14 protein-coding genes and 2 pseudogenes are annotated in these 13,782 nt (G+C 61.3%); 11 read left to right on the top strand and 5 right to left on the bottom strand.

The features are described 5' to 3' along the window. The first annotated feature begins 25 nt into the window (after window positions 1–25). On the top strand, window positions 26–1,018 hold the full coding sequence (gene dmeF / locus BLQ61_RS12405; protein WP_091570734.1) for a CDF family Co(II)/Ni(II) efflux transporter DmeF: 993 nt from the start codon (window positions 26–28) through the stop codon (window positions 1,016–1,018). Beyond that, window positions 1,015–1,407, top strand: a complete 393-nt coding sequence (locus BLQ61_RS12400; protein WP_091570731.1) for a YkvA family protein — start codon at window positions 1,015–1,017, stop codon at window positions 1,405–1,407. Before dmeF ends, BLQ61_RS12400 begins: the two co-directional genes overlap by 4 nt. A gap of 58 nt (window positions 1,408–1,465) precedes the next feature. Here the strand turns inward: BLQ61_RS12400 and BLQ61_RS17630 are convergent. Next, window positions 1,466–1,768: pseudogene (locus BLQ61_RS17630) on the bottom strand (Chromate resistance protein ChrB); the annotation flags it as partial. A 470-nt stretch (window positions 1,769–2,238) separates the two neighbouring features. Between BLQ61_RS17630 and BLQ61_RS12390 the strand changes: the two are divergent. From BLQ61_RS12390 to BLQ61_RS12340, 9 genes and pseudogenes are all read left to right on the top strand, one after another. Then, window positions 2,239–2,589, top strand: coding sequence for a DUF2958 domain-containing protein (locus tag BLQ61_RS12390; protein WP_091570729.1), 351 nt, complete (start codon window positions 2,239–2,241; stop codon window positions 2,587–2,589). 197 nt (window positions 2,590–2,786) lie between these two features. Further along, the gene (locus BLQ61_RS17795; RefSeq protein WP_245704037.1) at window positions 2,787–2,957 is read left to right on the top strand and encodes a hypothetical protein; all 171 of its coding nucleotides are present in this window, start codon (window positions 2,787–2,789) and stop codon (window positions 2,955–2,957) included. 701 nt (window positions 2,958–3,658) lie between these two features. Then, complete coding sequence (locus BLQ61_RS12370) at window positions 3,659–4,486, top strand: DUF932 domain-containing protein (RefSeq protein ID WP_091570726.1); 828 nt, start codon at window positions 3,659–3,661, stop codon at window positions 4,484–4,486. A gap of 64 nt (window positions 4,487–4,550) precedes the next feature. Then, window positions 4,551–6,605: a ParB/RepB/Spo0J family partition protein gene (locus BLQ61_RS12365; protein ID WP_091570724.1), complete on the top strand. Its 2,055-nt coding sequence runs from the start codon at window positions 4,551–4,553 to the stop codon at window positions 6,603–6,605. Between the two features lie 62 nt (window positions 6,606–6,667). Continuing rightward, window positions 6,668–6,874 (top strand): hypothetical protein, encoded by a 207-nt coding sequence (locus tag BLQ61_RS12360; RefSeq protein WP_091570721.1) that lies wholly within the window; start codon window positions 6,668–6,670, stop codon window positions 6,872–6,874. A gap of 309 nt (window positions 6,875–7,183) precedes the next feature. Continuing rightward, complete coding sequence (locus BLQ61_RS12355; protein WP_091570719.1) at window positions 7,184–8,176, top strand: PD-(D/E)XK nuclease domain-containing protein; 993 nt, start codon at window positions 7,184–7,186, stop codon at window positions 8,174–8,176. Next, on the top strand, window positions 8,164–9,273 hold the full coding sequence (locus BLQ61_RS12350; RefSeq protein ID WP_091570716.1) for a hypothetical protein: 1,110 nt from the start codon (window positions 8,164–8,166) through the stop codon (window positions 9,271–9,273). The genes BLQ61_RS12355 and BLQ61_RS12350 overlap by 13 nt, the downstream gene beginning before the upstream one ends. Window positions 9,274–9,275: 2 nt before the next feature. After that, the gene (locus BLQ61_RS12345; protein WP_245704036.1) at window positions 9,276–9,950 is read left to right on the top strand and encodes a hypothetical protein; all 675 of its coding nucleotides are present in this window, start codon (window positions 9,276–9,278) and stop codon (window positions 9,948–9,950) included. A 317-nt stretch (window positions 9,951–10,267) separates the two neighbouring features. Then, window positions 10,268–11,223: pseudogene (locus BLQ61_RS12340) on the top strand (IS110 family RNA-guided transposase). 41 nt (window positions 11,224–11,264) lie between these two features. Here the strand turns inward: BLQ61_RS12340 and arsC are convergent. The 4 genes from arsC to BLQ61_RS12320 are packed head-to-tail and all read right to left on the bottom strand — an operon-like array spanning window position 11,265 to window position 13,778. Then, window positions 11,265–11,687, bottom strand: coding sequence for an arsenate reductase (glutaredoxin) (arsC, locus tag BLQ61_RS12335; RefSeq protein ID WP_091570711.1), 423 nt, complete (start codon window positions 11,685–11,687; stop codon window positions 11,265–11,267). A gap of 14 nt (window positions 11,688–11,701) precedes the next feature. Then, a complete protein-coding gene (arsB, locus tag BLQ61_RS12330; RefSeq protein WP_091570709.1) occupies window positions 11,702–12,787 on the bottom strand; it encodes an ACR3 family arsenite efflux transporter in 1,086 nt (361 codons plus the stop codon). Window positions 12,788–12,797: 10 nt separating this feature from the next. Next, window positions 12,798–13,295: an arsenate reductase ArsC gene (locus BLQ61_RS12325; RefSeq protein WP_091570963.1), complete on the bottom strand. Its 498-nt coding sequence runs from the start codon at window positions 13,293–13,295 to the stop codon at window positions 12,798–12,800. A 12-nt stretch (window positions 13,296–13,307) separates the two neighbouring features. After that, the gene (locus BLQ61_RS12320) at window positions 13,308–13,778 is read right to left on the bottom strand and encodes an ArsI/CadI family heavy metal resistance metalloenzyme (RefSeq protein ID WP_091570707.1); all 471 of its coding nucleotides are present in this window, start codon (window positions 13,776–13,778) and stop codon (window positions 13,308–13,310) included. Window positions 13,779–13,782 lie beyond the last annotated feature (4 nt).

Raw genomic sequence — 13,782 nt, 5'->3', positions numbered from 1 at the left:
AGCGCCCCCATTCAGGAAATCACGCATGACCAGCGCCACGACCGCTCCACTCGCCGAGTCCGCACACGACCATTTCTTCCTTGGTACTGATCACCAGCGCAATGAGCGCAAGGTGTGGCTGGTGATCGCGCTGACGGCCAGCATGATGCTGGTGGAAATCGTTGCCGGCACGATCTACGGCTCGATGGCGCTGGTAGCTGATGGCTGGCACATGTCCACTCATGCTGGCGCGATGCTGATCACCGCACTGGCCTACCGCTTCGCGCGCAAGCAGGTGGGCAATCCGCGCTTTACCTTCGGCACGGGCAAGCTCGGCGATCTGGCCGGCTTCGCCAGCGCGATCGTCCTGGCCTTGATCGCGTTGCTGATCGCCTGGGAAAGCCTGGTGCGGCTGACCCAGCCGATCCACATTGATTTCAACCAGGCGATCGCCGTGGCCGCCGTGGGCCTGATCATCAACCTGATCTGCGCTTGGCTGCTGAAAGACGACCATGCGCACCATGGTCATGATCACGGCCATCACCACCACCATGATCATGAGCACGGCCATGACCAAGGGCACGATGCTCATCATGCTGCGCATGGCCACAGCCGAGACAACAACTTGCGCGCTGCGTACATCCACGTCCTGGCCGATGCGCTGACCTCCGTGCTGGCCATCGTCGCGCTGCTGGTCGGCCGCAACTACGGCTGGCTGTGGGCCGATCCGGTCATGGGCGTGGTCGGCGCGCTGGTGATCGCTCGCTGGTCATGGGGGCTGATTCAGGATTCCGGTAGCGTGCTGCTTGATGCCGCGGCCGAAGGCGAGGAAATCCGACAGGAGATCCGGGAAGCTACGGAGCCGACAGGGAGTCAGATCGCCGACCTGCATGTGTGGCAGGTCGGACCGGGGCATTTCGCGGCCATTGTTTCGCTGATCGCTCAGGAGACCCAGGAACCTGCGTACTACAAGGCACTGCTCGCGCATATCCATGAGCTGTCGCATGTCACGGTCGAGGTGCAGCGGCAGGCCGCATGAGTATCGGCACGTCCCTGAAAACCTGGACCAAGCGGATCAAGCGCGATGGCATGACGCTGTGGTTTGCGGGCAAACATCCCGGCACCCCCTGGTACGCGAAGGCCCTCGGGGTCTTTGTGGTGGCCTATGCGCTGAGTCCTATCGACTTGATCCCGGACTTCATTCCTGTGCTGGGCTACGTGGATGACATGCTGCTATTACCCGCGCTGATCTGGCTGGCCGTCAAACTATTGCCTCCAGACATCCTTGCGGCGTGCCGCAGCCAGGCAGACGCATGGATGCAAGCCAACGGTGCCAAGCCCAGGAGCCGGTTCGGGATAGGGCTCATCGTGTTGATATGGCTGGGCGTGGTCGCTGCAGCTTGGTGGGGACTCAAGCCGCACTTGTAGGGCGTTGCGCAGCCGTGCCAGCGTGGGAAGCAAGGTCACGGCGAAGGCAATGGCCTCGTAGGCGCACGCGTGCTTGCGCCAGTTCCTCCAGCCAAAGGATGTAGTCGGTGGTCCTGTCGAACAGGGCCTGGATGGTGCTTTGTTCGGCCATGTCGCATGGCCTGCACCTGTAGCATCCAGATTTGCCCGCCTTCCTGCAGGACTTCGTCGGCTAGGCCTGCAACTGCGCGGCCTGCTCCGTGTGCGCTGGCAACAAGTAGGCGCTGTCATGCAGGGCGGCACAGCCCGGCGCTTTGACGGCACGCCAGATTCGCATGCGGGGCGTGGCGCTGGTGGATGGGAGGCTGACGATGAGGGCCAGCCAGGAATCGGAGAGGAGAGGCGCGGCAGCAGGCTTAAGGTGGCTGTCACGATTGCTGTAATGCTGTAGCTATCTCAACAAATTCTCTGCTGTGCGGCCTGGGCAATCTCAGGCAAAAAAATGCAATGGCACGTCCCCGGCCGATGAATCGGCCGGTCGCGCTCTCGTGCTGCGCATTGAGCCTCGCCATGCGAGTCTCGCCCCATTCGGCTTCCATCGCTGACGCCTGCGGCCCGGCTGGTGCCGGGCCTGCGCGCTGCGTTTGCCGCAAAAACCGAGTCTGTGCAGTGGGCGGGGTGTAGGCGGTCTTGCTGTTTCCTTCACCGTATCACGGCGTTCTCGCCGTCAATGGCGGCGCGCGCCGTGCGCGCTTGCGTCCTGGCGGCCGTCTGCGACCCCTGACTGCTTGCGCTGCGCCGTGCCCTGAACGGGTCGGGCAATTCCGCCCGGCATCCTTTCAGGAGTTCACCATGCACAACGCATTCATCACCGACGAGCAGCGCATCGCGCTGCTGGCCAACGGCCGAGCATCCTTGGACAACCCGGACTTCGATCCGGCTCCCGTGGTCAAGCTGTTCACGCCGGACGCCGGCGCGACCTGGCTGCTGAGCGAGATTGATCCCGATGACCATGACCATGCTTTCGGGCTTTGCGACCTGGGCCTCGGGATGCCGGAGATGGGCTGGGTCAGTTTGGACGAGCTGGCGACCGTGCGCGGCGGGCTGGGCCTGCCGATTGAGCGCGACCGGTCTTTCCGTGGCGAGAAGCGGTTGAGCGCCTATGCGCGCGATGCGCGGCTGGCCGGTCGGATCGTCGTCTGATCTCGCCCTGGGAGCGCTGCAAGGCGCTCCTTGCGCTTTCTCGATCATCACAGGAGATCCTTTCTCGATCATCACAGGAGATCAATGCAATGAGCAGTCATCACGACTACATTATCGAAATCACCGCGCAGCACGATGCGCTCAAGCCCTTCGCGCCAGAGAACGGCTAGCCGCTGCGCTTCCAGATCGGCGACGCGGTGATCTACACCAATGAATACGGCGTGCAGTTTCGTCGCCGCGTCACCGGGTTCTACAAGCCAACCGAGCCTTCGGGGCTGTACGCGCGCGGCAGGCGCTACTACCTGGACTCGTCTTCGCCGTGGATGCCGGTTGCGCAATCCTGCCTGCGTCCTGAAGACTCGGCCTGATGCCTTCGCGCCCCTTCCGGGGCGCTGCGCACTTCGCTTGCCTCCAGGGGAAAGCCCTGCGGGCTATCCCCGCCGCACAGGCTTGGCGCCCCTGAACACCGCCGACCCGGCTGCGCCGGATCGGCCAGACAGCATCCGCAGCAGATCCACGATGCCTTGCGTGTGCTCGTCCTGACCCTATTGTTCCTTCGGTTTTGAAGTCTGGGCGTCCCCGGCCACCTGGGAGATGGCCGGTCGCGCTGTCGTGCTGCGCATCGAACCCCCTGCGGGGTTTCGCCCCTGTCGGGCTTCCATCGTTCCCTCGCTCCGCTCGGCTGATGCCTCCGGCCCGGCTTGCCAGATCCGGGCCTGCGCGCTTGCGCTTGCCGTGCGGTCGGCGTGGAAGGTGCCCGTTGCCTTGTCCAGCCGTCTCCCCTGACTTCATCACCTTGTCCGCGACTGTAGCCCGCTCCCGTATGCCATCAAGGCGCGCAGGGCCGTGTCCTCGGCTGCGCCTGCGGGCCGCACCCACCCTGCGCTTTCCTCCTTGACGGCCCCCGTCCGCGCGCTCCTGACCGTCGCGGGCGATGAACTCAGGAAAGACGGTGGCAACAGGGCCAACCGGGTTCCTCGTGCCGACCGCACCGAACAGCCGAAAGGCTGGGCTCCGAATCTTGGAATCCGGTGTGCGCTTTCTTCAACAGCCAAGTCAGGAGAACGACATGCTTGCAACCCGTTTCGCTTCCCATTCCCCCGCGCTGCGCAGCGACACCCCGCTGTCCGATGACCAGATTCACCGGGTGGCCCCGTCCATCTTCGCGGACGCCCCGCATGAGAGCCGTTCGCAGCGATACGCCTATATCCCCACGGCGGCGGTTCTGACCGAACTTCGCAAGGAAGGGTTTCAGCCTTTCATGGTGACGCAAACCCGCGTGCGCGATGAAGGCAAGCGCGAGCACACGAAACATATGCTGCGCCTGCGCCATGCCAGCCAGATCAACGGCGCGGAAGCCAATGAAATCGTGCTGCTGAATTCCCATGACGGCACGAGCAGCTACCAGATGCTGGCCGGAATGTTCCGCTTCGTGTGCAGCAATGGCCTTGTCTGCGGTGACACCGCGGCGGACGTGCGCGTACCCCATAAGGGCGACGTGGCCGGGCAAGTCATCGAAGGCGCGTTCGAGGTGCTGCGCGGTTTCGACCGCGTGAAGGAATCCCGCGACCTGATGCGCGGCATCACCTTGGACGATGGCGAGGCCGAAGTCTTCGCCCGCGCCGCGCTGGCCCTCAAGTACGTCCCCACCGACAACAAGCCCGCTCCCATCACCGAATCGCAAATCCTGATGCCGCGCCGGTTCGACGACCGCCGCCCAGACTTGTGGAGCGTGTTCAACCGCACCCAAGAAAACCTGACCAAAGGCGGATTGCATGGCCGCAGCGCCAACGGACGTCGCCAGCAGACCCGCCCGGTGCAGGGCATTGATTCGGACATTCGCCTCAATCGCGCCCTGTGGCTGCTGGCCGATGGCCTACGCCAGCTCAAAGCCTGACCCGTCCCCCGCAGGAGGGGCGGTCTCCCCTCCATTCCTTGTTCCATTCGATTGGAGAACCACCATGAACGCCATTACCACCACCGAAGCCCGCACCGTCAACACCGCCGCCGTTGTCCCGCTGGAAGCCGCCGACCCGACCAAGAACCTGATTCTTGTGCCGTTGTCGCGGCTGGTGTTGCGCCCTACGGGCCGCAACGTGCGCAAGACCCCGCGCATGTCCATCCCCGAACTGGCCGCAAGCATCCAGCGCGTGGGCCTGCTGCAAAACCTGATCGTGATTGCATCCGCCGATGGCGAGCATTACGAAGTCGTCGCCGGTGGCCGCAGGCTGGTCGCGTTGAAGCTGCTGGCGAAAAAGCACCGCATCGCCAAGGATTGGGAGGTGCCTTGCTTGCAGGTAGCCGATGGCACGGCCCGCACGGCCAGCCTCACCGAGAACGTGCAGCGCGAAGCCATGCACCCGGCAGACCAGTTTGAAGCCTTCGCCGCGCTGGTGGCCGAAGGCCGACCCATCGAGGACATTGCGGCGGATTTCAGCGTCACGCCGCTGGTGGTGCAGCGCCGCTTGAAGCTGGCGAATGTCTCGCCGCGCCTCATGGCCGACTACCGGGCCGATGCCGTCACGCTCGATCAGTTGATGGCGCTTTCCATCACCGATGACCACGCTGCGCAGGAAGCCGCCTTCTACGATGCGCCGCAATGGCAGCGCCAGCCGTCCGCGCTGCGCGACCGTCTCACCGAGCGCGAAATCGACGCCTACCGGCATCCGCTGGTGCGCTTCGTCGGGCTGGGCGCCTACGAAGCCGCAGGCGGTGGCGTGCGCCGTGACCTGTTCGCGGAAGGTGACGCGGGCGTGTATCTGACCGATGCCGCATTGCTGGACAGGCTGGCGCAAGACCGGCTGACAGGCATCGCCGCCGAGGTGAAGGCCGAAGGCTGGGCATGGGTGGATGCCACGCCGGGCGTGACCCATGCCGATCTGCACGCCTTCCAGCGTGCGCCGAGGGAGCGGCGCGAACCGACCAAGCGCGAAGCGCAGCGCATCGAAAAGCTGCAAGCCAAAGTGCAAGCCATTGGCGAAACCCTCGATGATGCGCTGGAAGCCGAGGACGAAGACAAGGCCGACGCGCTGCAAGAGGAAGGCGAAGCCGTGGGCGAGCAGTTGCAGGCGTTGGAAGATGGTTTGCAGGACTACAGCCCGACCGTGAAGGCCGCAGCCGGTGCCATCGTCACCATCGACGGCAACGGGCAGGCCGTGATTCATCGCGGGCTGATGCGCGAAGCCGAAGCGAAGGCGCTGCGCACGCTGGAACGCTTGCGCCAAGGTTTCAGCGGCGAGGATGCCGGGAGTAACGACGAAGGCGAGGACGACGAGCAGCCCAAGACCGCCGCCATGTCCGACAAGCTGGCGCAGCGGTTGAGCGCTCACCGCACCGCCGCGCTGCAAATCGAAGTGGCACGGCATCCGCAAGTGGCGCTGGCCGCGCTGGTGCATGGCATGGTGCAGACCGTTTTGCGCGGCAGCCACTACGGCCCCCGTCATGATGCGTTGCCGCTGGGCGTGAGCCTGAAAGTGCAAGACCGGCTGGAAGGCATGGCCCCGGACTGGCCTGAATCGTATGCTGCCGTGGCGCTGCGCGAACTGCAACAGGTGGCAGGCGAAGCCTTGCCGCAGGACAGCACCGAACTGTTCGCCGCGCTGCTTGCGAAGTCGCAAGACGAACTCGTCAAGCTTCTGGCCGTGTGCGTGGCCTCCACGGTGGACGTGGTGATGCCCCGCGCCACGCCGCACCAACCCGGCGCGGAACTGGTGCAGGCCGTGGGGCTGGACATGGCCGCATGGTGGAAGCCCACCAGTGAGGGGTATTTCCGGCATGTATCGAAGGCCGTGATTCTGCAAGCCGTGGGCGAGTTCGCGCCGGATTCCGTCAACCGGCTGACAAAGATGAAGAAGGCCGACATTGCCAGCGAAGCCGAGTGGCTGGCGAACGGCACCGGCTGGATGCCCGCCATCTTCGCGGCCGAAGGCACGCAGGAAGCCACGCAGGAGCAGAGCGACGCCCCGGAGGATGCCGAGGCAATGGCGGATGAACCCGCCGTGGCGCTGGCTGCTTGACCCACGCCGACAGCAAGCGTCCCGGCCTCGACCGGGGCGCTTCGCTTGAAGGAGAACGCACCATGACCCACACCACCAACCGCCCACACATGGCGGCGATCTACGCCCCCGGCACGGTATGCGCCCGCCGCTGGCACGGCGATGGCGACGTGCGCGGCTACCGCTCGCCCTCGGGCTGGTCAGCCCGCGCCGACCTGACCGACATTCACCCCATCACGGGCCGTGCCTTGCCGCGTCCCGTGTGGTGGCTCATCGAGACGAAGGAATAACGCGATCAGCACCGCGCCCAGGCCGTTCCGCCCTGGGCGCGGTGAAACGCAAATCTGGGCGCGGCGGTGGCCGCGCCCGGTGTTCAAGGCCAACAGCTGAATCAGAACGCTGCCGCCTTGGCTGTGGCTCTGGCGGCGGCGTTGGTGGCATCACAGTGTAGCGCGGGGCCTTCGGACACCTCCTACCCTAAAGAATGGAGCTCCGTGGTGCAATCGCACATCTGGAATATGCTCTAATTTCCCTGCCTATTGGTGGCAGGGCATAGATGATGCCCCGGCCTCCGTAGCAGCCAACAAGAAGGAGGAGTTGTGGCGGAGACAATAAACATTGGTGAAATCGCACCAAGGCTTTCAAAGGATATTTTGAAGCATTTCTTGTGGGGAATTCATCCCAAGATGGATGACAACTTCGAGTGCTCAAATGAGAAGCATCTTGGCGAAGGTGGAAAGCCAAAGGTGACCCACCCAGGTGATGTGGTTTTTCTGTATCAAGACCCATATTTGGGAAAAACAGTTTATCTTCACACCGATTTAAAGAGCTACGCCGCTGACTCAATTAATTCTACTAGATTGCGCAGCGCTTTTAAATCATTGTGCATGACGATTGACTGTGCGCGAGGCTCAGATTCTTGGCGATCAAAATATTCCGTTGACGAATCAGAGGCATATGAGGTTCGTGGACTGCTATTCGTTCACAATCATGACAATGGCTACGACAAGCCATTTTATGAAGCCATCGATAAAGTCGATTTACAAGCACTTCCTGTGGCACCTGGAACTCAGCTTCATTACCTTGGACCAAAAGATATTCAACGGCTGTACAGCATAGCGAACGACGTTCTCCGCCTGAAAGGCGAAGGTGAACTACCGCAAACGTACACGTTTTATTACCCTGATTTGGTGATGTCTCGGCGACAGGGGGATGTTTGGGCGCAGCCGGCGACTGTAGAGACCTTGACTGCGCCGTACATCATCATCAAGCATACTGCGACGGATAATCAGAGTGCGGGCTACGTCATCTACTACAACGCGCCTGCATCCAGTCCAGAAGAGTTTGAGTATTTTCTCGACAGCTTGTCGAGGTTTCAGATGCTGGAGTCCGGTGAGCGAATTTTGCTGCGTGTCACTGACCCGGACGCACCCAATGATCTCAAATCTATCTTTCTCACTGCGCAAAAAAAATACGTAAAGGCTTGGGGGTTCGATCCTGCACGCGAGGAAATTCTAGCGAAGATCCAGATTGAAAGAATCACCAGCGTTACCAGTACGTACAATCCGGGAGATATGGGATGGCGGGAATAAAAAAGAGAGCTTATGGCCCATCGCTTTACTATGCGAGTGATAAAAATGTCTTCGATGCGCTGAATCAACATAAAGTTGATACACCGACTGTCATTCGGCTTTTTCAACGCCGCAATATCGTGGTCAGCAAGAAGACACCGCGAGAAGACCTTGCCAAATACTTCTCCACGTTGACGCACGACTATTATGACCACAAGGAGATTGCGGCTAGACTCGGGGTCGTCGCGAGACGTGAGCGCACGACGTCAATGGATGTATCAGGGGTCAGTGATACCGATGAACTGCAAGGCGTCGTTGAGCAGTTGAAGAAAGAAATGGAGGCGAGCGGCGACACAGTGCAAGTGACGCGAGAGGGTGATAATCTCGGCATTCGAGTTCAATATTCCCAGATCGATTACAAGCGCAGCGAATTTTCGCAAGTTCAAGTTCGCGACGGAACCATTGAGTTCGTCAAATCCCCGACAGGGTATGTTGTGCGAAATACGCAGAACGACTACCTTAACGGAGTCAGAGAAACGTTGTTGGCAAAGGTTGAGAAATCGACATCTGAGCCATTGACTAAAGTTGTTGTTGCGTTGTTTGACATCCCATCGGCAAAGCTTCGATCCAAGTTTTTTCACGAGTTGGCGAGTTCATTGCCTGGCTTTGTCCGGCGTGACGTGACTGACGTGTACGTGTTCAAGGCGAAGCCAGAGCAGGATGACGAGAGCGGAGAGGATGAGGATGTCGAGGGTTCTGAGACCCATGTGGAGCGAGTTTTTCTTCGTGGCAACGGCGTAAGTCGCTCGGAAATATTGAATGATCTCCTTGATGTAGATAATTACTACATCATCAAGATGGGGTGGACCGCAACCGAGACCATGGGTGCAGGTAATGTCTACGACATTGAGGCAGGTTTCTCCGACTTCAAGGATTGCACGGGCTTCTCATTCATTTTGAGTGGTATATTTCCCGTCGAAGAAGGGAAAATATCGACCCGACGACGACAGCCATACAGGCATGAAATTGATGCCTTCTCGCGTGTCATCGAGTCGAAAGCTCGTGACCTTGTTGCGGCGTTCCGGGTTGAATTCCTGGGCGCTGACACCGGGAGCTAATGATGCAGATCAGGTATCGGTGGTTTCGTATTCAATTGCCAGCCCGCTCTCGGGATTTTGCAGCGATTGTTGCCAATTGTCCTTTCGAGCCTGGATCCACTTATGGGTTTGCGCGAGCACCGAGTGGCGGTGCCTTCTATCGGTATCTTTGGCGATCACGAGTCGTCGTAACCAAACTGAATTCCGAAGGGGCGCCGACCTACGAGCAGATAGACAGTGTAAGTTTTATCGATTTTGCGGTTGTAGAGTTAGGCAATCTAATTTTCCTGAGGATTGAAAATGCAGGGAGAAATATACGCGATCTCCTCAATGCGCTCGAAACATTGGTCGGTATTGGGTTCACTGCGAAACCGGTGACATTCGACAAAGAGCGCCCCTCTTCCGTTTTCAATTCTGTCGATTCTTCTAGGCTTATAGGCCTGAAAGTCGTCGGTGCAGTTCTTGCTGATGACCTTGTAGCTCGAATGGAGTTCGTGTCCAAAGAGGGGATGGTGGTTGAGAAAATGGATGTTCTCTCTGGTCTAAAGTACAAGGTTGATCTTGCTGTTTTTGAACTCGTATTGAGTGGGCTGCGAGGGCAAATTGCGTTTGCCGCAAATGGTAGCGTCAAGATCAGTGGCCAGATCGCCCCAAAATTGATAAGTCTCGTAGAGCAAGATCTTCCACTGTTAATTTAAATCCAGCTGTCGTTGGTATGGAAATTTGGGCGTGCCGGCACATTGCGCCGTCGGGCTTTACAGGCTGGCGCCCCGTGCCGACTTCGCCGTCACGGCCATTCGGCTTCAATCCCTTGTATCTTTGAAGTGCGTGTCCGGCAGTGCCGCCACGCCCGGACCTGTCAGGGTTCGGGGTTGGCCGCAGCATGTAGCCCGTCATCCCTCGGTGCCTCTTGAGCCCGTGCGTGAGTCCTGGGCGCATGCTTGCGCCCGATCTCTGAAAGCCCGAACAGCTGCGTGAACGCCATTCGCATTTGCAAGGAAGGGACGCGGGGATCATGGCCAATCAAATTGCAGTCGGTATCGACATATCAAAGAAGACCATGGATGTAGCCATCGGGCACGAGCAGTCCACGGCCATATTCAGCAACGATGGTGCCGGGCATCAAGCGTTGATCGAAGTGTTGAAGAGCCATCAGGTCTCGCTGATCGTGATGGAAGCGACCGGGCAGTATCAACTGGCCTGTGCCTACGCTCTCCAGGCTGCGGGATTCGCTGTCGTCGTCATCCACCCTCGGCAGGCTCGGGACTTCGCCAAGGCAATGGGGCGATTGGTCAAGACCGACAGCGTGGATGCCAGGATGCTGGCGGAACTGGCACAGGTGCTGAATCAGCGCCCTGATCGGGATCGCTTCATCAAACCGATGCCAGACCAGGCACAACAACACCTGCATGCGTTGGTTCTTCGGCGTCGGCAGTTGGTGCGCTTGCTGGTCAGCGAGCGCCAACGCAAACACATGGCGCATGCGGAGGTCGTGCAGGATATTGCGGAACTGACGGATGTGCTGGTGAAGCAACTGGAGATGCTGGATCGAAGGATTGCGCAGCATCTGATTCAATACCAGTCCGACCTGGCCGCATTGCTCAAGAGCGTCAAGGGCGTTGGCCCGACTACGGCTGCGACGCCGATCTCCGAGCTGCCGGAACTTGGCCAGCTCAAGGCCAAGCAGATCTGCGCGCTGGTGGGTGTTGCGCCGATGAACCGGGGCTCGGGCCAGGCTCGCAGCAAACGCATCATTTGCGGCGACAGGCCACGGTCAGGAGTGCGTTGTACATGGCCGCCATCGTCGCCATGCGCTTTAACGCCGTGATACGGCAGTGCTATAAGCGCCTGCTGGCGGCTGGCAAGCCGAAGAAAGTAGCCATCGTGGCTTGCATGCGCAAGCTGCTGGTCAGCATGGATGCCATGGTCAGAACCGGGCGGCCATGGAATGACCAACTGGCGCCGGCCTGAAATGGGGATTGCAGACGGCCTCGACTGCTGCGCGGAAGGTATTAGACCCTGTGGCCCTGCGCGTCCACCACGGCTTCGCCGTCTTCCTTGCTGAAGGCGCCGCGCTGCGGTTGCGGCAGGATGTCCAGCACGGCCTCCGACGGGCGGCACAGGCGTGTGCCCAGCGGCGTGACCACGATGGGCCGGTTGATGAGGATGGGGTGTTGAAGCATGAAGTCGATCAACTGGTCATCGCTCCACTTGGGGTCATCCAGGCCCAGCTCCGCGTAGGGCGTGCCCTTCTCGCGCAGCACGGCCCGCGCCGGCTCGCCCATGGCGGCGATCAGCGCTGTGAGCGTGGCACGGTCGGGCGGGGTCTTCAGGTACTCGATGACCGTGGGATCCTCACCACTGTTGCGGATCAGGGCCAGCACGTTGCGCGAGGTGCCGCAGGCCGGGTTGTGATAGATCGTGATATCGCTCATGGGAAATGTCCTGGTTATCTGCGGGCTGGGTTCTGGCCACACTCGTACCAGCCCTTGCTTTGGTTGACGATCCGAACCACCAGCAGCATCACCGGCACCTCGATCAGCACGCCGACCACCGTGGCCAACGCCGCTCCGGACTGAAAACCGAACAGGCTGATGGCGGCGGCCACGGCCAGCTCGAAGAAGTTGCTGGCGCCGATCAGCGCCGAAGGACAGGCGATGCTGTGCTGCTCGCCCGCCTTGCGGTTGAGCCAGTAGGCCAGGCCGGAATTGAAGAACACCTGGATCAGGATCGGCACCGCCAGCATGGCGATCACCAACGGCTGGCGGATGATGGCCTCGCCCTGGAAGGCGAACAGCAGCACTAGCGTCAGCAGCAGCGCCGCGATCGACAGCGGCCCGATGTGCTCCAGCGTTGCATCGAAGGCGGCTTGGCCTCGGCGCAGCAACGCGCGTCGCCAGAGCTGCGCGAGGATCACCGGAATGACGATGTACAGGGCCACCGACACCAGTAGCGTGTCCCATGGCACGGTGATGGACGACAGGCCCAGCAGCAGGCCGACGATGGGCGCGAAAGCGAAGACCATGATGGTGTCGTTCAGCGCCACCTGCGACAGCGTGAACACCGGATCGCCGCCGGTCAGCCGGCTCCAGACGAACACCATGGCCGTGCAGGGGGCGGCGGCCAGCAGAATCAGGCCGGCGACGTAGCTGTCGAGTTGGTCGGCGGGCAACCACTGCGCGAAGACTTGGCGGATGAATATCCACGCCAGCAGCGCCATCGAGAACGGCTTGACGGCCCAGTTGATGAACAGCGTCACACCGATACCGCGCCAATGCTGCTTGACCTGGCCGAGCGCGCCGAAGTCCACCTTGAGCAGCATGGGGATGATCATCACCCAAATCAGCAGACCCACGGGCAAGTTGACCTGGGCGACCTCCATGCGGCCGATGGCCTGGAACACGCCCGGCGCGAGCTGGCCCAGCGCGATACCGGCGACGATGCACAGCAGCACCCAGACACTCAGGTAACGCTCGAAGACGCTCATGGTGGAGGTGGCCGGCGTGTGGCCGGCCGCTTGGGTTCCAACACTCATCGCGCAGGCCTCACTTCGTACCGATGCTGCGCAGCTCGTGCTGCAGCGACATGGCATCCAGACGCTGCAATGGCAGCGACAGGAACAGCTCGATGCGCCGACGTAGCGTCAGCGCCGCATCCGTGAACGCCTTGCGCTTCTGTTCGTCGGTGCCTTCGACGGCTGCGGGATCGGACACCCCCCAATGCGCAGACATCGGGCGTCCCGGCCACACGGGGCAGACCTCGCCGGCGGCGTTGTCGCAGACCGTGAAGATGAAATCCAGTTCCGGTGCACCGGGCGCCGCGAATTCATCCCAGTTCTTGCTACGGTAGCCAGCGGTCGGCATGTGCAGCCGCTCCAGCGTGGCGAGCGCCAGCGGATGCACCTCGCCCTTGGGGTGGCTGCCCGCCGAGTAGGCGCGGAATCGCCCCTGGCCCAGTTCGTTGAGGATGCCTTCGGCCAGGATGGAGCGGGCCGAATTACCCGTGCAGATGAACAGAGCGTTGTAGGTTTTTTCTGTGGACATGGGCATCTCACATCAGCAGCAGGAGGAAGCCGGCTTTACCGCGACGCCCACCGGCTTGCCGCGCGCCGGGGTGCAGCAGGCAGAGGCGGAATCCGCTGCAGGCACCGCTTCGTTGAAGACCGGGATGTTGCCCAGCGTGTGGAAATGCTCCCAGGCCACGCCCTGCGGATCGGTGATCCAGTGCTTCTCGCTGCGCGCGTAGCAGCAGGTGGTGGAGCCCTCGTCCAGCAATGCCATGTCGGCTGCCTCGGCACGAGCCTTCAGCGCCGCCAACTCCTCGGCATCGTCGGTCTGGATGCCCAGGTGGTCGATGCCCGGCTTGGCGCCGCGCGTGGAGATGGCGAAGTTCACCGGCGGGTGTTCGAGCATCCACTTCGCGTAGTCGCCTTCGACGCGCGCGGGCTGCGCGGCGAACAATTGGGAATAGAAGTCGATGCTGCGGTTCAGGTCATCGACGTGCAGGTGGACGTGGAAGCGCTTCATGGGG

This window comes from Oryzisolibacter propanilivorax (genome assembly GCF_900103645.1).
GTDB classification, from domain to species: Bacteria; Pseudomonadota; Gammaproteobacteria; order Burkholderiales; family Burkholderiaceae_C; genus Melaminivora; species Melaminivora propanilivorax.
This window is presented reverse-complemented; position numbering and strand designations above follow the sequence as displayed.